This is a genomic window from Aeromonas sp. 5HA1 (assembly GCF_029237245.1).
In the GTDB taxonomy this organism is placed as follows: Bacteria; Pseudomonadota; Gammaproteobacteria; order Enterobacterales; family Aeromonadaceae; genus Aeromonas; species Aeromonas salmonicida.
Genome location: NZ_JAACFW010000021.1, coordinates 62,195 through 85,341 on the forward strand (window position 1 = coordinate 62,195; position 23,147 = coordinate 85,341).

General features: G+C 59.8%; 21 protein-coding genes. 2 read left to right on the forward strand and 19 right to left on the reverse strand.

Annotation, left to right across the window (positions count from 1 at the left end; genetic code table 11):
• Positions 1-34: 34 nt before the first annotated feature.
• The 17 genes from GWQ27_RS17500 to GWQ27_RS17580 all read right to left on the reverse strand — a co-directional run bounded on the left by GWQ27_RS17500 (position 35) and on the right by GWQ27_RS17580 (position 17,322).
• The gene (locus GWQ27_RS17500) at positions 35-3,718 is read right to left on the reverse strand and encodes a DUF6701 domain-containing protein (RefSeq protein WP_275907895.1); all 3,684 of its coding nucleotides are present in this window, start codon (positions 3,716-3,718) and stop codon (positions 35-37) included.
• Positions 3,718-4,143, reverse strand: a complete 426-nt coding sequence (locus GWQ27_RS17505; protein ID WP_275907910.1) for an MSHA biogenesis protein MshP — start codon at positions 4,141-4,143, stop codon at positions 3,718-3,720. Before GWQ27_RS17505 ends, GWQ27_RS17500 begins: the two co-directional genes overlap by 1 nt.
• Positions 4,144-4,180: 37 nt before the next feature.
• Positions 4,181-5,092: a type II secretion system protein gene (locus tag GWQ27_RS17510; RefSeq protein ID WP_275907896.1), complete on the reverse strand. Its 912-nt coding sequence runs from the start codon at positions 5,090-5,092 to the stop codon at positions 4,181-4,183.
• Positions 5,092-5,655 (reverse strand): prepilin-type N-terminal cleavage/methylation domain-containing protein, encoded by a 564-nt coding sequence (locus GWQ27_RS17515; protein ID WP_275907897.1) that lies wholly within the window; start codon positions 5,653-5,655, stop codon positions 5,092-5,094. The genes GWQ27_RS17510 and GWQ27_RS17515 overlap by 1 nt, the downstream gene beginning before the upstream one ends.
• Positions 5,642-6,130, reverse strand: a complete 489-nt coding sequence (locus GWQ27_RS17520; RefSeq protein ID WP_275907898.1) for a prepilin-type N-terminal cleavage/methylation domain-containing protein — start codon at positions 6,128-6,130, stop codon at positions 5,642-5,644. Before GWQ27_RS17520 ends, GWQ27_RS17515 begins: the two co-directional genes overlap by 14 nt.
• A gap of 56 nt (positions 6,131-6,186) precedes the next feature.
• Complete coding sequence (locus GWQ27_RS17525; RefSeq protein WP_169047241.1) at positions 6,187-6,624, reverse strand: prepilin-type N-terminal cleavage/methylation domain-containing protein; 438 nt, start codon at positions 6,622-6,624, stop codon at positions 6,187-6,189.
• Positions 6,625-6,638: 14 nt separating this feature from the next.
• The gene (locus GWQ27_RS17530; RefSeq protein WP_058394769.1) at positions 6,639-7,310 is read right to left on the reverse strand and encodes a type II secretion system protein; all 672 of its coding nucleotides are present in this window, start codon (positions 7,308-7,310) and stop codon (positions 6,639-6,641) included.
• 77 nt (positions 7,311-7,387) lie between these two features.
• On the reverse strand, positions 7,388-7,849 hold the full coding sequence (locus GWQ27_RS17535; RefSeq protein WP_058394768.1) for a hypothetical protein: 462 nt from the start codon (positions 7,847-7,849) through the stop codon (positions 7,388-7,390).
• Positions 7,850-8,083: 234 nt separating this feature from the next.
• Positions 8,084-9,304 (reverse strand): MSHA fimbrial biogenesis protein MshG, encoded by a 1,221-nt coding sequence (gene mshG / locus GWQ27_RS17540; RefSeq protein WP_059168885.1) that lies wholly within the window; start codon positions 9,302-9,304, stop codon positions 8,084-8,086.
• A 74-nt stretch (positions 9,305-9,378) separates the two neighbouring features.
• Positions 9,379-11,088, reverse strand: coding sequence for an MSHA fimbrial ATPase MshE (mshE, locus tag GWQ27_RS17545; RefSeq protein ID WP_275907899.1), 1,710 nt, complete (start codon positions 11,086-11,088; stop codon positions 9,379-9,381).
• Positions 11,089-11,120: 32 nt separating this feature from the next.
• Positions 11,121-12,185 carry a tetratricopeptide repeat protein gene (locus GWQ27_RS17550; protein ID WP_275907900.1) on the reverse strand — a complete coding sequence of 355 codons (1,065 nt, stop codon included), beginning with the start codon at positions 12,183-12,185 and terminating at the stop codon, positions 11,121-11,123.
• A complete protein-coding gene (locus tag GWQ27_RS17555; protein WP_169047238.1) occupies positions 12,182-13,072 on the reverse strand; it encodes an AAA family ATPase in 891 nt (296 codons plus the stop codon). Before GWQ27_RS17555 ends, GWQ27_RS17550 begins: the two co-directional genes overlap by 4 nt.
• Before the next feature lie 92 nt (positions 13,073-13,164).
• Positions 13,165-14,835: a pilus (MSHA type) biogenesis protein MshL gene (mshL, locus tag GWQ27_RS17560; protein ID WP_275907901.1), complete on the reverse strand. Its 1,671-nt coding sequence runs from the start codon at positions 14,833-14,835 to the stop codon at positions 13,165-13,167.
• Positions 14,836-14,905: 70 nt separating this feature from the next.
• Positions 14,906-15,226 (reverse strand): MSHA biogenesis protein MshK, encoded by a 321-nt coding sequence (locus GWQ27_RS17565; RefSeq protein ID WP_125608582.1) that lies wholly within the window; start codon positions 15,224-15,226, stop codon positions 14,906-14,908.
• A complete protein-coding gene (locus tag GWQ27_RS17570; RefSeq protein ID WP_275907902.1) occupies positions 15,219-15,866 on the reverse strand; it encodes an MSHA biogenesis protein MshJ in 648 nt (215 codons plus the stop codon). Before GWQ27_RS17570 ends, GWQ27_RS17565 begins: the two co-directional genes overlap by 8 nt.
• The gene (locus tag GWQ27_RS17575) at positions 15,866-16,459 is read right to left on the reverse strand and encodes a PilN domain-containing protein (protein ID WP_275907903.1); all 594 of its coding nucleotides are present in this window, start codon (positions 16,457-16,459) and stop codon (positions 15,866-15,868) included. Before GWQ27_RS17575 ends, GWQ27_RS17570 begins: the two co-directional genes overlap by 1 nt.
• Complete coding sequence (locus GWQ27_RS17580; RefSeq protein WP_005316385.1) at positions 16,459-17,322, reverse strand: hypothetical protein; 864 nt, start codon at positions 17,320-17,322, stop codon at positions 16,459-16,461. The genes GWQ27_RS17575 and GWQ27_RS17580 overlap by 1 nt, the downstream gene beginning before the upstream one ends.
• A gap of 69 nt (positions 17,323-17,391) precedes the next feature.
• Between GWQ27_RS17580 and GWQ27_RS17585 the strand changes: the two genes are divergently transcribed.
• Positions 17,392-18,339, forward strand: a complete 948-nt coding sequence (locus GWQ27_RS17585) for a pyridoxal-phosphate dependent enzyme (RefSeq protein WP_275907904.1) — start codon at positions 17,392-17,394, stop codon at positions 18,337-18,339.
• A gap of 22 nt (positions 18,340-18,361) precedes the next feature.
• Here GWQ27_RS17585 and GWQ27_RS17590 read toward each other — a convergent pair whose 3' ends face one another.
• On the reverse strand, positions 18,362-20,290 hold the full coding sequence (locus tag GWQ27_RS17590) for an EAL domain-containing protein (RefSeq protein ID WP_096117708.1): 1,929 nt from the start codon (positions 20,288-20,290) through the stop codon (positions 18,362-18,364).
• Between the two features lie 662 nt (positions 20,291-20,952).
• Positions 20,953-21,603 (reverse strand): histidine kinase, encoded by a 651-nt coding sequence (locus GWQ27_RS17595; protein WP_275907905.1) that lies wholly within the window; start codon positions 21,601-21,603, stop codon positions 20,953-20,955.
• Positions 21,604-21,883: 280 nt separating this feature from the next.
• Between GWQ27_RS17595 and GWQ27_RS17600 the strand changes: the two genes are divergently transcribed.
• Positions 21,884-22,981, forward strand: coding sequence for a calcium:proton antiporter (locus GWQ27_RS17600; RefSeq protein WP_159165178.1), 1,098 nt, complete (start codon positions 21,884-21,886; stop codon positions 22,979-22,981).
• The last annotated feature ends 166 nt before the right edge of the window (positions 22,982-23,147 follow it).

Sequence of the window (23,147 nt, forward strand, 5' to 3'; positions counted from 1 at the left end):
GGGAAGATCCCGAAGATCCGCCGCACCGCCTCCGCTACTGCATCACTTCCCGCCGATAAATAATTCTGTCATTACCTCTGCTGGAGCCAAAAATGGCCTCACCCTGCAGGCTAACGGGGTCAGATAACCAGAGCGGTTGAGCCGGCTGTTTTGACAAGTCGACCTTGTAGGGAATGCGTACCGAGATATCCGGCTTGGCAAAGTGGAACAGGATCTCGCCATCTTTGGCGACTGCCGATATCCCCCCTGGAGGCGTGCTACCCAACCCAAGCCTGATCTTGCGATTTGCTCCCAAATTCAGGTCTCGGATGGCCGCATCAAAGGTGTGACTCGGATTGATGAAGTTGATCCCATCACCGGCGAGGGAGAGCAGAGTGCATTGATCTTCCTCGTTGAGCAGCCAGTCGCCTGATTCGTAATATTGCATTTGCAGTGGAATGGCCAGCGGCGCTGCTGCGAGCCCAGCCCCAGTGCCCGCCAGCAAGCGGCCAAAATAGGCTTTCATGGGTGTCGCATCGATAAGGCGAGCATTGCAGTTACTTCCGCTGCAATCGCCAGTCACCACCTCATTGAAATCGGGGCTGGCCATCAGGGTGCGTTCGCCATCGTTATCCTGCATATAGAGGCCAAACAGCAGTGCCTTGAAGGGGCCATCCGGCTGGGTATCGGAGAGGCGCACAAACTCGCTGCTGCCGCTGAACGCCGCCTGCCCATTTAGCCAGGGCAGAGGTTGCAGGCTGCGCAAGCGGCTGGATAGAGAAGTACCATTCTTGCTATTGGCGGTGGTGATATAAGCATTGCCCTTGGCAAAGTCGCCGGTGTAATTACGGGTCTGTCCCCCCGCCACATTGCGGGCAATGATATCCAGCGTCACCCCGAATGGCTGGCCCATGTAGGAGAAGACCCTACAGGCAGGCACTATGTCGCCACTGACCAGCTCAAAATCAGCGGGGATAAAACGGCCCACCGGCTGGCTCTGAGCAGAAGGGATGGTATATCCGAAGTAGTTGCTGGCGAGCGGTGTCGCCGTCATCCTGAATACCCCCACCTCGCTCACCGTCTGGTTGACACTGTTGAGACTGTCGGTCGCAGCCACATGGTTATAGGTGGTGGTACCCACTGTCGCATTGGTACCTGGGCTTGGCGCCACCAGGGTGCTGCCCAAGCCAATGCCGTTCAGCACAAAATTGGGGGTTGTCTGATTCCCCGCGCAGATATCCCCATCATTGGCCGACTCCCAGGCCATCGCCTTGATATCTACCTGGAACGTCTCCCCCGCTTTTTTGAACACTGGGCAGCTGCTATCACCTACCGCGCAGACCCCTTGCGGGGGTGTAATGCACAAGCCGACAGGACGCGCCACGAACTGGTCTGAGCCGAGCATCACCAGACCCGCCTCGTTGCCCGTGCCATCATAACGGGCATCAAGTTGCACCTTGCCTGCATCCGGATACTTGACCGTCATGGTCGACTGCCCCTGTGCATCAAACGCCAGGGACACGGAGACAGCAGTCCCCTGACTAGTACCGAGCACACTATTGTTAACGCTCATATTGCTGTTGTAAGGATTGCTGGCCGGAGAGATATAGCTGCCCCAGAACTTGATGCTCTTGGTCTGGCTGGCAAACCCGGGCACACACTGTTTGGTCACGTCACTCTTCTTGACCGCCTTGATGGTCACCGTCTGCGGCTGGTTGGAATAGGTATCCGGCACGTCGAAGAAAAAGCCGCTATCGGCAAAACTCAGGGTGCAGGCGGCCACGCTGGGGGTGCCATTACCTGACTTGCACAAGGTAGTACTGAATGGTTTGGTGGTCGGGGTCGAGCCTGATACTCCGATAGTGACCGCCGAGGCGGTGTTATTGCGAAGCTGGACCGTGGTGGAGCCGCCACTGAAGGTCACCGTATTGCCGCCGATCCAGCCATTGCTGCTGGACGTCGGCGTCAGACTCAGGGTCGCCGTAACAGGGTCGGTAATCAGGGCGCTACAAGCCGCATCGGCACAGGCCTTGATAGTGACCGTCTCCGGATTGCACGTCAGCGCCTGACCGGAGTGTTCGAGTTGGAAATGGTCGATCTGTACGCCGACCGGGCTGGATCGCAGGGCACAGATCTGTACGTTGTCGATTTCGTGAATATTGGTGGAGCCCCCTGTGGAGCCGGTCAACGACAACAAGAAATCCTCTGGCACAGCTGCCTGACCGGCCTGAGCCATGGCATTGAAACTGTCGATCAGCGTGACATAACCAGAGCCGGTATTGCGTTCGACCTTGACCATGGACTGACCCACAACCCGAGAATCCACTGTCAGCCGGTAACCGTGGTTGGCGCTACCGTTGTTGTCCACCCTCGGATTGAGGCAGTTGCCATTGATACTGGTGGTGCCGTTACTGCAAGTGCCTCTCAGATAGTTGTAACCACTGGTGCCAACCCCTGAGCCCCGCACCACCACAGACTGACGCCGCTGCCCCACGTTGGCAACGCCACCCTCACCCGAAAAATTACCGAACTCATCAATGCCAATCCCGAGCCAACCACCTGCAAAGCCTGAGATACCGGGCTTGAAACCATACCCTAGCGGCCCGCCAAAGGCTCCCGGCTGAGGAGTCACCTTGGCATCCGACAACACAACGGCGATGCCATCAGCACCGCTGCCGTTATAGGCATAGTGGTTGAATTCGATGGTGACCAGGTTGCTGGCGGCGGGGAACAGGCGCTGATAAGTCGTAGAGGTGGACTGATTACCAACCGCCTGGGTCAGGCGTAAACGCTGGCCAACGATGGAAGGCGTAAAGTTGCCGCTGCTGCGGGCAACGACCCAGTCATCACTCAGCGGGGATGAGCTGAACGTATCGCTGAAACAGGTCAGGGGCGGAGTAAAAGCCTGATCGTTGATAGCAGAGCTGGTGGTCATGGACAAAGAACGGCTTGTCATCCGGCCATTGATAGTGGAAGAACCATTCATGCTCACGGCCTGATGTGAGTAGAGATAGCCATCCATCAAGGTATCGCCATTGAGTTCTATATCGTTGTACCCGAACAACAGCAAGGAGCCGAGACCTGACTCATTGATACGAGCACTGTTCAGCTGGGCTGACTGACGGACAAAGATTCGAACATCCCCCTGGACCTCAATCCGGGCCCCCTGATTCAGCAACAGTGAATCAATCCAGTAATCGCCGGTTGTGAATACGACTGTGGCGCCGCCGCCCACAGAGAGACTCTGGATACGGTAGTCAGTTTGGTTCTGAGCAAAACTCAAGGTACAGGCGTCATACAACGAGATAGCAGAAAACTGATTTTGGCTGGCGCTTCCGAGTGTCAGTGCTTGCCCGGCAGAGCAAAAACCGATCCCACCATGTGCCCCGCTACTGGTCTGAAAACTATTGCCACTGCCGACAGTGATCGGCAAGCCCCGAATGGTTGAGTTGTTGACGGTACATAAACGACGAGAACCATTGGCATTATCACAACCATCCGTGGGCATGCCAGAGCCCTGATTTGAACTGCAAAATCTCAGCGAAGCACCACCAGTTCCCGATATTTTTGCCTGATTGTATTGGTTCAGCGGGGGGTTGCCGAGAGTATTACAGGACCAATTGGTATCACCTCTGTGTCCTTGAACGACAGCGGGAAAATAGACGGATGTATCTATAGCCTGAAATGCATTTGCAGAACCACAGCACAAAATAGATATGGCTAACCAGAAGCGGCGCATCAGAGGTTACCTCCATCATAGGCTTCGGCCGTCACTGTCCTGCTCACGGCAAAGTCGGGGTTGGCACTGCCGAGGTCGGTCGAGCCACAGGAGCCGACACTGAGCAGGCGGTAGCCATTGGTCACCTCTCCGTTATAGGTCACGGGCAGTTGCACGCAACTGATCCTTGCCTCGCAGCCAGCCAGTCCAGAATTGCCATTAAACACAAGTGATGAGAGTACCCACTCGCAGCGATCAAGCGGTGATGGCGGTGTCGGTCTATTGGGGAACAGTTGATACAAGGCTATTTCCAGTCCGCTCTGTGCCGCCAGCAAGGCGCGTACACTGCGCACCTCTACCGTATTTTTCTCGCTGCTGTCCACCAGAAAGCGGCCCATGGCAGCCGCCAGCAGCGCCATCACCACAATGACAAACAAGGCAATCATCAGGGCACTGCCACGCATGCGTCCAAGCGCGTGTGTATCAGGGCACATTGAGCACCTCTATCTTGTGGTTGAAGGTGACTGACTCCCCTTTGCGCTCGAACACAAAGCGCATGCCAAACTCCCCTTCAGCGTTAAACGCAGAGGTTTCCCGATAGAAAGCGCCAATACGAAGGGAATCTGCCATCAACACGCCCTGCGCAGGCAAAGATGCACCAATGGGAGCTGTGGTACGGGTGAGCGTGCTCCCTTCCACACAGTAACGTACCTGCTGGTTGGCAAAGTAGACTCGGCTGCCGGGCGAGAGGCCCGCCAGGCTCTCGGCGCTGGTATAGCGAATGGTTTGCGCCCCGGAGACGGGAGTCAGCACATCAGTGACCTTGGCTACGCAGCGGCCATAATCGCAGCCAGCGGTCAGCGAACCGGCATTTTTGTCCGGCACAGGGAATACGATCAGCTGATCATCTTTTTTGACGGCGGTGGCATCCACATCCAGTGGATTGGCAGCAGAGGCCGGGGTCGCCATCACCAGCTCAAGGGTGGCCGTGCTCCCCGATATGGCGCGGTTTAGCACCAGATAGCGGCTGGAGGTGCTGATGGGCCAGAACCGCAGGCAGGCGCCCGAATCGACCCAGACCCCATCTGTCGTTTCGATCCGCTCCGAGCCGGGCACTGCATCGCGAACTTCGCGGTTGAGTCGCTCCATGGCGAAGCGGGCATCGCTCATCAGCTGCTCGCGACTGCTGGCATCCCCATAGATCTGGCTGCCAATGCCGATAAACTGGCTGGTAAAGGTCGCCATTATGCCCAGCAGCAGGATCACCATCACCAGCTCGACCAGGGTAAAACCGCGGGCACGCCCACGTCTGGCGCAGGTTCGATTCGCCGGCCGGCGTAATCGGACATCGGAAGCAAGATCGGACACTCGGATACGATCGCAAAGCCGACCCATCAGTAGTTCCCCCGATAGAAGGAGAAGTCGAGCCGACTCTCGTCAGGCAACTTGATCTGCAGATCGATGCGTTTGCCCATCGAACAGTGATCGCTACAACTATCGAAGCTACCATCAGCATTAAAAACGACCCCGCTCACCGCAATTTTCACCTGGTAGTTGCGATACTCCTCGCCGCTGATCCCCGCCGCAGTCTGGGTAAACCGATTGGCATCCACCCAGTTGCCCGCGGTATCGAAGTCATCCACATCGTTGTAGGCATAAGGCGCTGGCTCGCCATCGGGGCCATAGCTACTCGAACAGGCAGGAATCGTGACGCCCGTGACCGTCTCACCACAGCGATAGCGGCCACCGTTATGATCAGACTGCTCATCGAACGATTTTTGCAGCATTTCGCCGGCCAGACGCTGGGCCAGCTGGGCGGCACGCACCTGCTGCACCGGATCCACCGCCTGGGGCGCCTGATTGATCAAGAGCCCCAGAATGCCGGTTAGCGCCACCGCCAACAGCACTATGCCGACAATCAGCTCAATCAGGGTAAAACCGCCATCAGGGGATCTCATGGATAAATCCCTCTGACTCAATTTTGATACGGCCACTCTCGCGGCCATTGGTGACTTGCAGCTCGCAGCCACCGGCGCAGCTACCGAGCGGGCGGCCCATCTGATCAAAGCGGATCACAAAAGGAGGCGTGCCCTTGTTCGAGGAGAGGGTGATCCCGGCAGACAGAGTCACCGGACGACCACGGGTGAGCTGATTAGCGTTCCAGCTCGATATGGCCGCAGGATCGCCACAAGGGGAGAGCGTGCTGTGGCCAAACTGGCCCGCGTCAACCCGCAGTGAGGTACAACGATTGGCCGGTTCGTGCATATTGACGGTCTGCACCAGCCGCAGCCGGGCCAGCAATTCGTCGCGTACGGTTTGAGTTTCAACGCCGCCTTTGCCCAGCCACTTGGGCACGGCAAAGGCGGCCAGAATCCCGAGCAGCAGGATCACAATGACCAATTCAATCAGGGTAAAGCCCTTGGCTGCAGGCATTGGGATTCTCACAAGGGGAAAGAGAAAGCGAGGCCGAAGCCTCGCCTTTTTAGCCATTACTTACCACAGTCAGCGCTGACGGCAATGGAGGGAACACCACCCGCTGTAGTAATAGAATTGGCATAGGTCACAGCACACTTGCTGTTTGGCTCATTACTCGGTTTGAACGTCCCCGCAGAGCCAGATACTTCCGCCCAACCATCCAACGCAACAGTCTTAGCCGCATCAGCAGTCACCGGATAACCAAACAGGGTGTTGATGGTCGCTCCCGCTACAGAGACTGCTCCAGAAGTACTCTCAATTCCAACTATGGCAGCCTTGCTATATATCATCTGAGCAGCACTTTGCAGTGATGCTTTCACGCCATCCGCAGCAGCCTTACGTGCATCATCCTGCAAATTCAGGAACTTGGGCGCAGCGGTCACTGCCAGAATGCCCAGAATGATGATCACTATGACCAGTTCGATCAGGGTAAAACCCGCCTGTTTTTTCATTTTACTATCCTCTGTCAATTGATATTGGTGGTCACCTGACCGGAAGCCGGACGGTAACTGAAACTCATGAATGCATCAGTACTACCTTGCGGATCCTGATACTTGCCATCACTACCCTTACTCAAACTATTGACCAGATAGTAGCGGCAGACCGAGTCCAGGCCGTTATTGGTCACACTGACATAGTATTTCAGGTCATTGCCGCTACCGCTCACCTCGTTGAAGCTGGCGGTAGCCTTGGGTGGGTTCTGTAATAATCCCTCCCAAATCTTGAGACAGCGCTGGGCTGTCAGGTTGGCCGGATCAACATCTATGCCACCCCCTGCCGATGTATCCATGGGATAGCCAGGCGAGAGCTCACCATTGCTGACCTGCGTCTCGGTCGGGGTCGTCAGATAGAAACGAGAGCCGTCATACAGCACAGTGTTCTGACCGTCTTCCTTGGGACGTCCTTCTGCCTCCCACTGGGCCCGTACCAGCGAAACCGCAGTGGCGAAACCGCCAGAGACCCCTTCCACGCTGGCCTTCTTGGCTTCATCGGTCACATCGAGGAAGCGAGGCAGGGCGGTCACCGCCAGTATCCCCAAGATAACGATGACGATCACCAGCTCGATCAACGAGAAACCGGCAGCCCGACTCGTCATCATCGACGCGGGATGTCTTGGTGCCATTCGATTTGTTGCCATGGTCCCTCCGTAATAACCCGCATTATTTCATGCAGATATAAAAAAATCATTTAACTGAACCACACTATCGGCCTCATTCAAGGCTTTAGTGTCACTCTGCCATCATAAAATTGATAAATCAGCCAATTATCTTCCCACCCGAACTCGCATCCCGTGCCATCTCGGCTCGCCATGGCCTGCAACGGCGGCAGGGCCTGGCTCTGTGTGCCAATGATCGACGACCAGAGCTGGCGGCAATTTTCCGAAGGGGCCAGCAGCGCATCAACACCCAGAGGCCAGCCCCTGGCATCGAATTGCCAGGCCACCCCATCTGCATGCAGGACGGCGGGACGGCGCTGATCCAGCCAGAGACCGTGCAACCTTTGTACCCGCTCGGCAAACTGCTCCCCCAGCAGGGTCAGGCTGAGGGCCAGCGCCTCGGCCCTGTGGCTACGATAGCTCTGGGCCAGGGTCGCCACCATGATCAGCAGCAAGATCAGCACGGCCATCCGTCGATACCCTCCCAGCCAGCGATCATCCTGTTGTGACTGTCTGTTCAACCGCACCTCTCCCGCACCCTGTTGACCACCCACTCAGCATCAGGCCCCTACGTTGAAATAAAGAGTCTGCTTATTTTCCGCGTACGGCGCTCATCATTCCCCCACCAGGAGGAGTAAAGATCATCACTTGCCGCGCACCGCACTCATCATGTCCCACTATCGGGAGGGTAAAGATACCTGCTTATTTGCCGCGTACGGCACTCATCATTCCCCCATCAGGAGGAGTAAAGATCATCACTTGCCGCGTACGGCGCTCATCATGTCCCACATGGGCGTAAAGATACCCAGTGCCAGCACCAGTACCATGACGGCCACGATCCCGATCAGGATGGGCTCGATGCGGGCGGTCAGGCTCTTGAGGTCATAATCCACCTCTCGCTCGTAATACTCCGCCGCCTCGTGCAACAGATCATCGACCTGACCCGTCTCTTCCCCCACCGCTATCATCTGCATCACCAGGGGAGTAAACAGACCGCTGCTGCCGGCGGTGCGCAGCAGGCTCTCGCCCCGCTCGATACCGGCCCGCATGTCGCGGATCTGACCCGCCATATAAGCGTTGTCCACCGCATCGGCCACCAGGGTCAGTGCGGTATTGAGCGGCACACCTGCCTTGAGCATCATGGAAAAGCTGCGCGCAAAACGGGCCAGCAGGGAGCGCTCTATGATGGTGCCGACGATGGGCAATTTGAGTTGCCATCTGTGCCAGGTCAGCTTGCCCTTGACTGTGGCGACCCAGCGCCGCCAGCCAAACACCATGGCCAGCAGAATGCCGAGCAGCAGCCACCAGTAGTTGACGAAAAAGTGGGAGGTAGCGAGCAGAATGCGGGTGGCCAGCGGCAGCTCGACCCCGAACTTGGCAAACATGCCGGCGAAGACGGGGATCACCATGATGTTGAGGATCACCATGGCGATGCCGATGGCAATCATCACGAAGCTGGGATAGCGCATGGCGGTCTTGATCCGCTTGCGGGTCTCCAGCTCCAGCTCGAAATAGTTGGCCAGTTGCAGGAAGGCCTCTTCCAGCTGACCCGTGTTCTCGCCCACGTGAATGATGGCGACGAACAGGCTGCTGAACACCCTGGGGTGCGCCTGCATAGAGCTGGACAGGGGCCGACCGTTGCCGAGATCCTCTCCCAGCGCATGCAGCGCCCGCTTGAGCGGCTTGCTGTGGGCGGTCTCTTCCAGGCCTGCGATGGCACGCAGAATGGGAATACCTGCCCGGGTCAAGGCGTACATCTGGCGGCTGAATACCACCAGCTCGTCCAGCTTGACGCCACCTTCCAGCAGCAAAGACCAGTCGATGGCCGCGGATTTCGCCTTGCCGGGTTTGAGTTCGGTGGGCATAACGCCACGGCGCATCAGCTGCTCGGCGGCAGCCATCTCGTTGGCAGCATCGACCACGCCATTGACGGCATTGCCCTGACTGTCGCGACCCTTGTAGGCGAAGGTATTCATGCCGCGCCCCGCACAAGCCGAGTGGCAGGGCGCTGCCGTCCGGGTTGCTCATTGCCGATGAAGTTGGTCATCACTTACCCCAGGTCCTCTGCCAACCGCAGCACCTCGTCCACCGACGTGATCCCCCGGCGGGCATAATCGAGCGCTGTCAGGGCCAGCGGCCGGTAGTGCTCATGCTGACGCGCCGCCTTGGCAAAGCCTTCCGCATCGTTGCGGCGCAGGGCATCCATCATGGGTTGATCCAGCTCCAGCAGCTCGTAGACCCCGATCCGGCCAGAGTAGCCGGTGAAGTTGCAGCTCTGGCAGCCACGCCCCTTGTGGTAGACATGTTGACCCGGCGCCTCGCCGGAAAGCACCCTCAGCCAGGTCGCCTGCCCCTCGTCAGGCGCCTTCTCCTCGACGCAGTGCTCGCACACCCGCCGCACCAGCCGCTGGGCGATGACGGCACGCAGCGCGCTCGCCACCAGATAGCCAGGCGCGCCCATGTCGATGAGACGCAGGGCGCTGGTGACCGCATCGTTGGTGTGCAGTGTGGTTAGCACCAGATGGCCCGTGATGGCGCCACGCAGGCCTATCTCCACCGTCTCGTTGTCCCGCATCTCCCCCACCAGCAAGATGTCCGGGTCCTGACGCAGGGTGGAGCGCAGCACATGGGAGAAGGTGAGGCCTATCTTGGGATTGACCTGCACCTGATTGACCCTGGGCAAGCGGTATTCCACCGGATCTTCCACCGTGATGATCTTGTTGCTGGCCTGATTGAGTTCAGACAGAGCGCCGTAGAGGGTAGTGGTCTTGCCGCTCCCGGTCGGGCCTGTCACCAGTATCATGCCGTGGGGGCGCTTGAGCTGGCGACGGAAGCGGGTCAGGATCTCCGGCGGCATGCCGGTTTCGCTCAGGGACAATATGCCGGAGGATTGATCCAGCAGCCGCATCACCACGGATTCACCGTACTGCACCGGCATGGTGGACATACGCACATCCACGTCCCGGCCGCGCACCTTCATGTTGAAGCGGCCATCCTGGGGCAGCCGCTTCTCGGAGATGTCGAGCCCGGCCACCAGCTTGAGGCGCAGCACCAGCGCCTGGGCAATACGCACCTCGTTGAGAATATTCTCGTGCAGTATGCCGTCGATCCGCTGGCGAATGCGCAGCACCTTCTCATCCGGCTCGATATGGATATCGGACGCCCCCACCTGCACCGCATCCTCGAACAGGGAACGCAGCAGCTTGGCCACCGTCGCCTCCCCCTCGTCGCCGGCGCCCAGGTTGCTGGAACCCAGCTCGAAGCCGGAGTCCTGATACTCCTCGTGCAGCTGTTCGGCAAAGCTCTCTATCTCGCGGGTACGGCGATAGAGGCGATCGAAATACTCCAGCAGCTGACCTTCCCGCGCCACCGCCAGCACCATTTCCCTGGGGCTGAGCAAGGCCGCGATGGCGTCGAGGGCACTCAGATCCGCCGGATCCGACATGGCCACAGTCACCCGGTTGTCGGTGAGATTGACCGCCAGGGCGCGATAACGGCGCGCCTGAACCTCGGGCAGAAGCGGCACCGCAGAGGCGTCTATGGTGAGGTTGTTGAGATCGAAGAAGGGCACGTCCAGCTGGCGGGCGAGGAACTGCAGCAATTGCACCTCGCTGATGAAGCCGAGATCGATCAGTGTGGTGCCCAGCTTGCGGCCGGTCTGACGCTGCTGCTGCAGGGCGAGCTGCAGTTGATCATCCGAGATGATCTGCTCTTGTACCAGCAGGTCGCCGAGGCGCATTTTCAGTCTGGGTTGTGCCATGCAAACTCCAAAAAAGTTAACCGTCCCGCCCGTCAGGGAGCGAGCTGGGCAATTCGCTGTTCAATCCAGCGGGTCGACGCCTCGCCGAGGTTGCCATGCAACTGGGCATTGCGATAGGCATCGAGCGCCCGCAGGCTGTGGCCCTGGCCATCTTCGGCCACACCTAGCCCGAGCCACCAGCGCCCCTGATCCGGCTGCTGACGCAGCAATTTCACATAGATCTCTGCCGCCTCGGCGTTGCGGCCCAGCTCCTGGGTCAACCCGGCCCAGGTGGCGTAATAATCCAGATTGCTGGCCAAGTCAGGTTGATAACCAGTCAGCCAGCCAAGAGCCTTGAGCTGATCGCCGCCGCTGATGGCAAGCCGTGCCAGCAGCAGACGGAAATCCGCCTGCGCCGGATCGAGCCGTATCCCCTCTTCCAGCAACTGGCCAGCCTCACTCAACCGCCCCTCGCCGTAGAGCAGACCCGCCAGCTGTTCGCGGGCGCCCTGATTGTGGGGGTCGTGAACCAGCACCTGATAGTAGTTGTCCTGGGCGTCGCGCAGTTGCCCTCTGGCCATGGCGGTAGTGGCCTTGCGCTCGGCCAGGGTGGCCAGTTCGGCCTCGGAGAGGTTCACCGTCTCTATCTTCAGCACCCCCGGCTTGCGCGGCGGCGGGGCGACCGCCTCTTGTTCCGCTTCCAGCTCGGCGTAGAGCTCAGGTTGCAGCTCTTCATCGCTTGGCGGAGCCTCTTCATAGGCGATCTCATCCTGCTTTTGCGCCAGCCCGGGTTCGACTGCAGGCCGAGAGCGGGTCTCGGGCCCGGAGCCAGGGGTGGGCAAAGCCACCACCAGATCCACCGGCTCCTGCTCTACATAGGTCGGCGTGGCGGGCACGGCGCGGGCAACGGCATCAGGCCCTGGCTCGCTGGCCTGGACCAGACTCTGCTGCCAGTAAATCCAGGTCCGCCAGCCCAGAATGCCGAGGGCCAGGCCGCAGATCAGGGTCAGCACCAGCATCCACCAGCCCTGTTGCCGCACGGGCGGCACATAGACGGCCCCCTCGCCGCCCTGCTGGCGCTGCTCCAGATCCTTGAGCATCTGGTTGATCACGCTCATGGCCAGACTCCATAAGCCAGGGCACACCCCAGCAACAGTAACAGGGGCCACCAGCGCAACGGCGCAAAGCGGCTGGCATCGTCGGTATCACGAATGGCGAGCCGCACCAGACGGCTGTCGATCTGGCGCGCCCCCTGGCCATAGGCCAGCATCAGGCACTTCTGCGCCAGTATGTTGATAAGCCTGGGGATCCCGCGCGACGCCCGCCACAGCAGGCGCATGGCACGACCGGCAAACAGCGGCGCACCGCGATAGCCGGAGATCTGCAATCTGTGCTCCAGATAGGCACGGGTCTCGTCAAAGCGCAGGGGACGCAGGCAGTAGGAGAAGCCGATCCGCTGACGCAACTGGCGCAAATGAGGCTTTGCCAGCCGGACATCCAGCTCGGGCTGACCGAACAGCACGATTTGCAGCAGCTTGTTCGACTCCGTTTCCAGGTTGCCGAACAGCCGGATCGCCTCCAGGGTCTCGTCCGGCAGGGCCTGCGCCTCGTCGATCAGTACCACCACTCGACTGCCCTGCTGATGCAGGCTGATAAGGTGGCGATGAATACGATCCGTGAGATCCAGCTCGGCACCCTCCCGCACCGACAATCCCAGCTCCAGCGCCAGGGCTGTGCGCAGCTCGGCCGGCGTGAGGTGCGGGTTGGGCAACCAGGCCAGACGCACGGGGTGAGCCTCAGACCCCAGCTCGCTCAGCAGCTTGCGACAGAGCAGTGTCTTGCCGGTACCTACCTCGCCGGTCACCTTGATGAAGCCCTCCCCCTGTGCCAGCGCCCAGTTCAGCACCTGCAACGCCTCTTCGTGGGGCGGCAAGCCATAGTAAAAACCCGTGTTGGGGGTGAGGCCGAACGGCGCCTCCTGCAAGCCGAAGTGGTTCAGGTACATGGGTTGTTACCTGCCATCCCGAGCAAGAAGCCTGCGGTGACGCAGGGCAGGAGGGCACATGGAGTAAGGCTGACCGCGCGCTGCTTCATGGCTTAGCCCTTGGGCGGATACCACTTGTCCAGCAGATCGGCGCTGCGTTTCAGCTCGTTCTGCCAGGTGTCTTTCTCCACCACGGTTGGCTTGAGCAGGATCACCAGTTCCACCTTCTTGGTGCTCTCACGGCGGTTGGTGAAGGCTTCGCCAATCCAGGGAATGTCCCCCAGCAAGGGCACCTTGCTGACGATCTCCTGCTTGTCGGTCTTCATCAGGCCACCAATGACGATGATGTCACCGTTGTTGGCCTGTACCACTGTATCGGACTCGCGGATCGAGCTCTTGGCGAGCGGCAGTTCCAGCCGGCCACCGGAGGTGCCCATGTCGATCACCTTGTTCTGCTCTTCCGTATCGATAACGGAAGGATGGATATGCAGCAGCACCTTGCCCTCTTCGTCGATCTGCGGCGTCACGTCCAGCGAAATCCCGGAGAAGAAAGGTGTCAGCTCAACGTTCGGTGTTCTATCCGACACCCCAGACGAGTTGCTGGTGATGGTGGTCGAGGCCTTGGTGACGAAGTACTCGTCCGTCCCCACCTTGATCACCGCCTTCTGGTTGTTGGTCGCCGTCACCCTGGGGCTGGAGAGAGTATTCACATCCCCCTGGGTCTTGAGCAGATTGACCGCCACGTTGAAGTTGCCGTCGGAGATCTTGAAACCGGCCCCGCCACCCAGTGCGGTGAAGATCTGATTGGGAGTCGTGGGCAACTGGGTCAGCGAGAGAGAGCCACCACCGGTAATGCCCTTGTTGCCATCCCAGCTGGCGGAGAGACCGCTCCAGTCCACCCCCTGTTCGTACCCCTCGTTGAGGGCGACCTCCAGGATCCGCGCCTCCAGCACCACCTGACGCTTGAGGTGAGTCTCGGACTGGCTGAGGAATTCACGCACCGCCTTGAGCTCTTTGGGATAGGCACGGATGGTGACCAGACCCGCCTGCGGGCTGGTGATGACGGCGCGGCCATCGCCGCTGCCGATCAGCATCTCCAGCGAGCCGCGCAGATCGGTCCAGTAGTCGCTGTTGGTGTCTGTCTCGATACGGGTGCCATTGCTGCTGTTCGAGCCGGAACTGCCGTTGGACGAGTTGTTGCTGCCACTGCTGTTGCCGTTGGCATTGTCGACACTGCTGTTATTGCTGTTGTTGTCGTTGGCCGTCACACCGCCGGTACTGACAGAGGTGCGGGACAGACCCCGGCGGGACATCATCAGATAGTTCACCGGTATGGTCTCGGTGCGCAGGCCCGCCGGATAGACGTGGAACACGTTACCCTTGCGCTGCACGTCGAAGCCGTACATGTCACCCACCACGGCCAGCACCTCGGGCAGGGTCACGTCCTTGAGCTCGACGGAAACCAGCCCGCCCACCCCTGGATGCACGGCCACGCTATAACGGGAGCCCTTGAACAGGGAGCCGAAAAACTCCACCGCCTCCACATCGTGGGCGGCGATGCGCAGCCGCTGTTCCGGCATGCTGATGGCCTGGGGCGGCCGATTCATCTGCAGCAGTTCGCTTTGTACCGACTTGGGTACGGTCGCCAGGGCGCCGACCTTGTTCTGCTCGGTCATGGCGTGTTTCAGTGCGTCCTTGGCCTGCACGGGTTCGGGGTGCCGGTAGCTGGTACAGCCTGCAGCCAGAACGGCTACGGAGATCAGGCAGAGATGATTTTTTTTCATGTAATGAGTGCACCCTGACTTGCAATTAAACTCGACAAACCTTGCCCCGCCCATCCCGGGCAGGGCCCGTTCAGATACGGACCTTGCTGGCAAACAGGGTCAGCGACTGGCGCTTGCCCCCCTTCTCCAGCACAACGGCATCTGCACTGATGGCCACCAGTCGATATCCCTCGACCTGCTGGCCTATCCGGTAACTTTTTCCGTTGAGCACCGCCAGCGCCGGGCCGTTGCCCAGCACCACGCTCTGCAACTTGGGCAAACCGGCGCTCTGGCTCTCTACCGCCCCCGCCTGGCTGTTGACTCCCTCGAGCGGTTCGGTGGGATCCTGCAGCACCTCGGCCTGGGCCACTGAGCCCAGCAGGCAACACAATAGCGTCAGCCATCTAACCACGAATAAACTCCTTGCTGGTGCTCAGGGTGTAGATTTCCATCTCCACCACCGCCTTGGGGTATGCTTCCACCCGATAGTCAAACTGCTTCCAGTAGAAGTGACGAGGCAGCGCCTCCAGCGCTTTCAGGTACTGATACACATCGAAATAACCGCCTTCCAGTTTGAGACGAATACCGTGCTTGAACAGGTTGATGCCCTGATCCCCCGCCATCAGCGGCTCAGGGGCGAGGGAGGTCAGCGCCAGCATGTGCAGATTGGTGGAGCGTGACAGCAAGACCTCCAGTACCTCCGGCATCTCGTGGGCCGGGATCAGATCCACCGTCTGGGCCTTGAGTTCGGCATCCAGCTTGCCTAGCTCACCCTCAACCCGCGCCAGCTGCTCCCGTACATTCTGATCGGGATCCCGCGCCAGACGCGCCTGCTTGCCCAGATTCTCGAGATCCATGATCTCCAGATCCCGCTGGGCCGAGGTCAAGGCCGCGCGCTCCTGCTCAAGGCGCAGGGTGGCATCATCCAGCCAGCCATAAATGCCACCGGCACAGACCAGCACCAGCCCGGTCAACAGTATCAATATCCGCTCGCGCTGGCTGAGGGTGGCAATCTTGTCTGCCCACGCCTGCCATTGTGCTTTCAGGCTCATCAGGGCTTCTCCCGCTCGATACCGCTGAGCTGGAAGGCCAGGCGGCCCTCCTTGTCACGGCTCAGGGTCAATTCACCAAACTGCTTGCCCGCCAGCGACGGTGTCTGCTTGAAACGGTTTACCCAGGCGGGCACATCCTGGCTGCGACCGGCGAAGCCGGAGATATTGATGCGCCCCTCGGCGATCTCGATCCGCTGCAAGGAGAGCTGTTTGTCCCGAATGCGGGAGAGATCGGCCATCAGGCCGGCGTAGCCCTGGGACTTTTGCAACGCCAGGCTGCCCAGCTGACGCATCAGCCCCTGCTTGGCAGTCAACTCTTCCTGCTTGTTGGCCAGCTGCTGTTGCAGCAGTGTGTTGGCCTGATGGCGAGTCAGCGCGGCATCCAGCCGCTGGGCCTCCCCACGTTTGACCTCCAGCGCCGCGCGCACCTGTGCCAGTTCACGGCTGACCTCTTGCTGCTGCCAGCCGTAAAAGGCTGCCATGCAGAGCAACAGGATCACGCAGCCCCCCCACACCAGCGCCATCTGATTGAGGCTGGCCCACTGGCGTTTGGGGCGAAATTCTGCACCATAGAGGTTTATCTGACGTTTCATCAGGCAGGCTCCCCGATGGCTGCGGCGTAGGCCGACAGGTACTCGACACCGGCCAACACAGCCTTGTTGGCCATGGCGGAGACGGCAAAACCGAAGGTCTGCTCCATGTGGCGCACAAGGGTGCCGATGAAGGAGGAGGCGATGGCGAGCTGCATCTGGCCAAGCTCCGGCAGCTTGAGCTGGCCGGCCAGATAATCGAGGGAGCGCTGGATCTCCAGCGCCAGCGAATCGAGCAGCATGCTGTCCGGCTCATGCTCGCCTGTGAGGGCGGTGAAACCACGCAGCTGGCGGGAGAAACAGAGCCCGCCCTGATGGAATACCAGCAGTTGCAGATCCTGCCCCCTGGGTTGCCACAGCAACATGCGTACTGTGTTGTCGGCCTCATAAAGCGCCGTCATGGCCAACTCGTCGCTGACGATGGCATCCAGACTCGCTATGCTGTTGACCGCATCCGCCAGTTGCTGCACCCGCGCCTTGGGCACGCAGATCACGTTGATCCGCGGCCTGCCAGCAGGCGGAGTGGGCAAGTCCACGTAATCCATGGCGAGCTGCAACACGGGCTCGTTGACATAATCCTTGATGGCCCAGGGCAGAGCGCCCGCCATTTCTGCCTCGGGCACGGCGGGCTTGTCGATCTGGACTTGCTGATAAAGAGTGGCGGCGAGGGCGACCCGCACTTTAGACTTGGCGAGGCCATGGCGGCTGAACAGCTCGCTCATGGCAAGCGGCCACTCTTGCGGGCCGTTGATGGCGCGGGTGGCGAAGACAGGGGGGTTGCCCAGCGAGGCCAGCATGATCCGGTCGCTGGCAAGCAGGAGCCCCACCTGACGGCTTGGGGTTGAACGTCTGAAAAGTTGTTTCATTGAAACCCGCACCTGGCTGCATAAAACGCATTAAACCTTAGCATAAACAGGGCATTAGCCTCCAGATAAATGACGGATTACTCATTGTTACCCAGTTCGACCCGCCCGCAGGCGTTTACCCTGCAACCGGCCCGGCTGCCCTCGCCACTGGAAGCCATCTCCCACCCTCTGCTGCGGCAATACGACGTCCAGCTCTGGTGCAAACGAGATGACCTGATCCACCCGACCATCTCGGGCAACAAGTGGCGCAAACTCAAGTACCAGCTGCAACATGCCCGGGAACAGGGCATGCAGCACCTGCTCTCGTTTGGCGGTGCCTATTCCAACCACATTCATGCGCTGGCGGCAGCTGGGAGTCAATCTGGCCTGAGAACTACCGGCATCATACGTGGTGAAGCAGAGGCCGTCAGCAACTCCACCCTGAGCGCAGCAAAAGGCTGGGGCATGGATCTCATTTTTGTCGACCGCCAGAGTTACCGGCGGCGTCAGGACCCCGACTGGCTGGCCCAGTTTGCGGCGTCCGATACCCTGATAGTGCCGGAAGGAGGCAGCAGCCCGCTCGCCATTCCCGGGGTGGCCGAGCTGGTCGACGAGGTGCCCTTCTCGCCGGATCTCTGGGTGCTGCCCTGCGCCAGCGGCGGCACCCTGGCTGGCCTGATCGCCGGCAAACGGGATCGGGAACAGATACTCGCCATCGCGGTACTGAAGGGGGGCGGTTTTATCGCTGACGAGGTGTGTCGCCTCCATCCCGCCGCTGCCAGCACGCCCGGCTGGCAGATAGCGCTGGATCACCATGATGGTGGCTATGCCAAATTCAGCCCGGCCCTGTGGCAGTGGGTGCAGGATTTCAGCGCCGAGACAGGCCTGCCGCTGGAACCCATCTACAGCGGCAAGGCAATGTGGGGCCTGTTTCGCGAGCTGGCCGCCGGGCGCATCCCCCGTGGCAGCAAGATAGTCTTTATCCACACGGGTGGCATGCAGGGACTGGCGGGTTTGAAGGAGCAGGGCCGGATCTGAGGGCAGCCCTGCGGCCACACCATCAGGCGCCGGCCGGTTCCATCACCAGCCGCTCCGGCTCGGCGAACCAGGGTCCCTGACCGGCATGAACACCGAGGTGGCGCAACATCTTCCACTCGTCGCCACTCTCCACCCCGACGGCGATCACCCGGGTACGGGTGTTGGCGCAGCCTCCCACCAGGCTGCGCACCGCCATCTGGTTGACCTGTCGGGTGTGGATCTCCCGCACCAGACTGGGGTGGAGCTTGAGGAAGTTGATCTCGAACTCCTTGATGTATTGGGTACTCACCACATCCTGACCGGCGTGATCGATGGCCAGCTGGCAGCCCAGCATCCGCAGGGCGCGCAGCGGCCGCTTGAGTGCCTCATAGTGGCGAGTCACCTGGGCTTCTGACAATTGCAGGATAAGCCGCTCGTTGGTGCTGCGCGGCAGCTGGAACAGATCGAAGAAGAGCCAGCGCTGGAACTCCCGGTGCAGCAGGCTCTGGGCGCAGAGGGTCAGGCTGATGGGGCAGCTCTGCTCTGAGCGCTGACGCAGCAGCCGCAGGGTCTGCTCCGCCACCAGCCGATCCAGCGGCAATAGCAGCCCCGCCTTCTCGGCCATCGGCATGAAGACACCGGCCTGCAACGCCCGCCCCTGCTCGTCGTAAATGCGGATCAGCAAGTCCTGCTGCAACACCACCTGATCCCGCTCCTGCTGCACCGGTTGAACGTAAAAATCGATGCCATGCTCCTCGATGCGGCGCCCTATCAGGGTGCGCCAGCGTACCGTGCCCTTGCTGCTCTGCTCCTCATCCAGCTGCTTCTCGTAGAGGAACCAGCCGGTATGACCCTGCAGCCGCGCGCTCTTGAGCGCCAGCTCGGCCTCTTCCTGCACCTTGAGCAGGGAATCCTGCGCCTGATAGCAGACGGCGCCCAGGTAGACGGCGGTCTCGACATTGACCGCCGCGGGCCAGTGCAGTCGCTGCAGGCTCTTGTGCAGCTGACCCGCGCCATCCACCATTTCGCTCTCGGACATGTTGGGCAGCAGCACGGCGAACACCTGACCGGCATAGCGGGCCTGCAGGGCGCCGCTGTGCTTGCGCACGAAGGCGGCGATGGAGGCGCTCGCCTCCATCAGCAGATCCTGGCTCTGGCGCCCGCTCAGCTCGGGATCCAGGTCCTCCAGACCGGCGAGCTCGATCAGCAGCACGCCGCCGCTCATCACGCTCGCCTCCATGATGGCGCTCTCCAGTCGGTTGTCGAAGAACAGGCGGTTGCCTATGCCGGTCATCTTGTCGACGAAGGCGTTGCTGCGGATGAAGTTGTCGAAGCGGCTGCGCTCCTTGCGGGCATCCGCCAGCTCGGCCAGCAGATGATCCAGGGCCTGACTGGCGGAGACGGGCCACTCCTCCGCCGGATCGTGGGCCAGCTTGGTGAGCTTATTGTCGAGAATAAGCTGGGCCCTTTCGGCCAGCAGCTCGGCGCCTCGCAGTTGCAGCCGCAACCAGCGAATGGAGTACCAGAGCCCGAAGATGACGATGAAAATACCGAGAGAGATGCCGGACATGGCCTTCATGGAGTATTCGAACTCCTTGAACGGTCGCTCCAGCTTGAAGTCGGCTTGCATGCCTGCCTGATGAGAGATGGGCTGACTGTAGGGGATCAACAGACTCTCGTCGGTCTGCTGCTGCACGTCGCGAAACCAGTAAATCCGCTGCTTGCCCTGACGGATCTCCAGCTCCACCACGTGAGCCGAACGCAGCAGGGTCGGCAACCAGCGAGTGAGTTCCTGATGGTCATCGGCCACCTCCAGCTGCTTGTCGATCACCTCGACCAGAGAGTTGACCTTCTTTTGCTGCAGCTCCATCCCCAGCTCACGAAAGCTGAACACACCACCGAGCAGCACCATGGCCATGGAGGCGATCACGCACAGGGTAATAAACGAGACAAGCTGAGTAGTCAGTTTCATATGCCTTCCGTATGCCCGACAACATCCATGTGGCTTCATCGTATCAGCCAACGCCGAAGCGCGCCTATGGACGAAGATCCCGCTTCTGGAATTAAGCGGGCGAGCATAACCAAATGGACACAGGAACACCAAGCCTGACGGCGAGTCGGCCGTGAAAAATGACCACAGGGGCAGGAAACGGAAGATGGGCGACAGGATCAGGGAATTTCAGGCAGAAAAATGGTCCCACTAAGGGGACCGAAAGAAACACTCATATCAAAACTAACACTCTGTGCTACTGACAAAAAAACAGATACAGGAGTATTGAACACACGGTGAGTCAAACCGCACGGCTACTCTAGCCATTTCAGATAAGCTGGACAATTGTCACTTATGACAGGTAAGCGATTGAATCTTCATCAGCGTATTTTATAAAATCCATATTTATCATTGAGTTATAATTTATCATTGCCACGGCACTCCCTGCGGATCAAATTGATACAGCTAATGCACCAGAACAACGCCTCCCATTTGCATCCCATCCGTGTATCAAACCCTTCCCCCTTGCGACAAATCCCGCCCTCAGGCTTATGCCGCCGCGGCCTTGACCGCCCACCGGGTCGATAAAGAAACCACTACCGGATAGGGAAGCCTGGCGCGACGGCAGCCCATACTGCCGATGACTAGCGCCGGTATTGCAGTATCTGGCCACGAAATGGCTGGCTCAGATAGCTCACATCCAGTGGCTTGTGCTGACTGTGCTGATAGCCCAGGGTCACCATCCGCTTGCTGAAGCGGGCATGCAGGCCACGACCCGGGTCCACCAGGATCACCTCGCAATGGGGCTTGGCGTGTTGTTCGATAAAGGCGGCCAGGGTCTCGACCTGACCACGCTCATAGAGCAGGTCGCTGCCGATGATGAGATCGAAGCGACCCAGCGCCGTGGTGGCATCTGCCCAACCGGTGCGAATAAAGGGGATAAGGCTGCCTTTGTTGAGCAGCACATTTTCCGCCAGAAAGGCGCCCGCCTCCGGGTGATAATCAGTGGCCGTGATGTCGGCCAGCCTGTGGTTGAGCACCAGACTCGCCAAGGCGATGCCGCAGCCCACCTCCAGGATCCGCAAGCCAACTATCTTGTACTCCACCATCAGATGGGCCAGCACATTGCCGGAATCCCAAACGATACCGAATAGCGGCCAGAAGGCTGAAGAGATGCCGAGCGCCTCCGCCTCCCCCTCGTCATCGGAGAATTGCTGGTTGTCGCGCAGGGTGCGCAAGTGGATGTCGAGTTCGCCAAACTCTATGGTGTGATAGCGCAGACGCACAACAGACATGGGAGTCCTTGGTCGGAATGCCGCCAGATCCACAAGAGCATGAATGCGATCGGCATAGTCCATGCTACGCAGCATACGGTCAGATTAGCTATCTATATCCCGACCATCGGCTGACCACGGGTGTCAGACAAGCCCATCACTACTTGGTTTGTAACAAAATGATTTTTCCCGATCCGGACAACAGCCTTTATCATTGTCGGGGTCGTCACCTGCCGTGACCTTGCATCATTGCCTCCATACCCCGTCGGCTCATGCCGCCCCGAGATGAGAACCATTGCCTATGAAGTCATTTATCCGGCAAGAGATTGCCCTGCCCGTTGGCCTGCTGACCCTGCTGTTCTTCAAGACCACAGGGAGCGAGCTGCTGACAGAGGCGACTCCGCTCGGGATTTATCTGCCTGTCTCGGCGGCGCTGCTTGCCATCGTCACCTGGGCCATCTTCTCTGTGGTGCGCCACTCGGATGCCCTCGCCATCAAGCTGGGTGAACCCTTCGGTACCCTTATCCTGACGCTCTCCGTCATCTCGCTGGAAGTGGTGATGATCTCTTCCGTCATGCTCACAGGCGACCCCAATCCCGTGATGGCCCGCGATACCATGTTTGCAGTGGTGATGCTGGTCACCAATGGCCTGGTGGGCTTCACCCTGCTGTTTGGCGGCTGGCGCTACCACACCCAGAGCTTCAATCTGGATGGGGTCAAATCCTATCTGGTCGCCATCATACCGCTGGCCCTGCTCTGTCTGGTGCTGCCCAACTTCACCCGGGGTGGCACCATTGGCAGCATGTCGAGCCCCATGTCCTGGATGCTGATCATCATCTCCATCCTGCTCTACGGTATCTTCCTGCTGATCCAGACCCGCAGCCACAGCCACTTCTTCGTCGACAGCGACCACGAGGATTACGAGGAGCATCATGGCCCGCTGCGCAGCAACGTCTATCACACCATACTGCTGCTCGCCTACCTGGTGGTGGTGATCCTGCTGGCCAAGACCCTGGCCGTGCCCATCAACTTCGGCGTGAAGATCATGGCGGCGCCTCCTGCGCTGGGTGGCTTTATCGTGGCCTGTATCGTACTGGCCCCCGAGGCAGTCGGTGCCATCAAGGCAGCCTTCAACAACCAGTTGCAACGGGCCATGAACCTCTATTTCGGCTCTGTGCTGGCCACCATAGCCCTGACAGTACCGGCCGTGCTGTTCATCGGCGCCATGCTGGGCCAGGAGGTGCGCCTCGGCCTCTCCGCCGCCGACATGGTGCTGCTCGTCACCACGCTTATGGTATGCAAGGTCACCTTCAGCAGCGGCCGCACCAATGTGCTGCACGGCGCTACCCACCTGGTGCTGTTCGTGGTTTATCTGTTCCTGATGTTTGAACACGAATAACCCGCGCCAGCCAACGCCAGCAACGAAAAGACCGCCCGATGGGCTAATGCCAGTCAGTTAAGCCTGACTGGCATTGTTTTTATTGGCTTTTTTTACACTGTATTTCTGTGGCCTTGGCTTCACGCAGCGGGGGTAGCTTCGTTCCCTTCGTGCCGGCAGCACAAAC

Excerpts from the sequence above, each read along its gene's own strand:
- GWQ27_RS17600 (WP_159165178.1), top strand. The coding sequence starts at position 21,884 with ATGAAGTCATTTATCCGGCAAGAGATTGCCCTGCCCGTTGGCCTGCTG.
- GWQ27_RS17570 (WP_275907902.1), bottom strand. The coding sequence starts at position 15,866 with ATGAGCCTGAAAGCACAATGGCAGGCGTGGGCAGACAAGATTGCCACC.
- GWQ27_RS17555 (WP_169047238.1), bottom strand. The coding sequence starts at position 13,072 with ATGTACCTGAACCACTTCGGCTTGCAGGAGGCGCCGTTCGGCCTCACC.
- GWQ27_RS17505 (WP_275907910.1), bottom strand. The coding sequence starts at position 4,143 with ATGATTGCCTTGTTTGTCATTGTGGTGATGGCGCTGCTGGCGGCTGCC.
- GWQ27_RS17575 (WP_275907903.1), bottom strand. The coding sequence starts at position 16,459 with ATGAAACGTCAGATAAACCTCTATGGTGCAGAATTTCGCCCCAAACGC.
- GWQ27_RS17500 (WP_275907895.1), bottom strand. The coding sequence starts at position 3,718 with ATGCGCCGCTTCTGGTTAGCCATATCTATTTTGTGCTGTGGTTCTGCA.
- GWQ27_RS17590 (WP_096117708.1), bottom strand. The coding sequence starts at position 20,290 with ATGAAACTGACTACTCAGCTTGTCTCGTTTATTACCCTGTGCGTGATC.
- GWQ27_RS17585 (WP_275907904.1), top strand. The coding sequence starts at position 17,392 with ATGACGGATTACTCATTGTTACCCAGTTCGACCCGCCCGCAGGCGTTT.
- GWQ27_RS17510 (WP_275907896.1), bottom strand. The coding sequence starts at position 5,092 with ATGGGTCGGCTTTGCGATCGTATCCGAGTGTCCGATCTTGCTTCCGAT.
- GWQ27_RS17520 (WP_275907898.1), bottom strand. The coding sequence starts at position 6,130 with ATGCCTGCAGCCAAGGGCTTTACCCTGATTGAATTGGTCATTGTGATC.
- mshL (WP_275907901.1), bottom strand. The coding sequence starts at position 14,835 with ATGAAAAAAAATCATCTCTGCCTGATCTCCGTAGCCGTTCTGGCTGCA.
- GWQ27_RS17595 (WP_275907905.1), bottom strand. The coding sequence starts at position 21,603 with ATGTCTGTTGTGCGTCTGCGCTATCACACCATAGAGTTTGGCGAACTC.
- GWQ27_RS17515 (WP_275907897.1), bottom strand. The coding sequence starts at position 5,655 with ATGAGATCCCCTGATGGCGGTTTTACCCTGATTGAGCTGATTGTCGGC.
- mshG (WP_059168885.1), bottom strand. The coding sequence starts at position 9,304 with ATGAATACCTTCGCCTACAAGGGTCGCGACAGTCAGGGCAATGCCGTC.
- GWQ27_RS17580 (WP_005316385.1), bottom strand. The coding sequence starts at position 17,322 with ATGAAACAACTTTTCAGACGTTCAACCCCAAGCCGTCAGGTGGGGCTC.
- GWQ27_RS17550 (WP_275907900.1), bottom strand. The coding sequence starts at position 12,185 with ATGAGCGTGATCAACCAGATGCTCAAGGATCTGGAGCAGCGCCAGCAG.
- mshE (WP_275907899.1), bottom strand. The coding sequence starts at position 11,088 with ATGGCACAACCCAGACTGAAAATGCGCCTCGGCGACCTGCTGGTACAA.
- GWQ27_RS17525 (WP_169047241.1), bottom strand. The coding sequence starts at position 6,624 with ATGAAAAAACAGGCGGGTTTTACCCTGATCGAACTGGTCATAGTGATC.
- GWQ27_RS17530 (WP_058394769.1), bottom strand. The coding sequence starts at position 7,310 with ATGGCAACAAATCGAATGGCACCAAGACATCCCGCGTCGATGATGACG.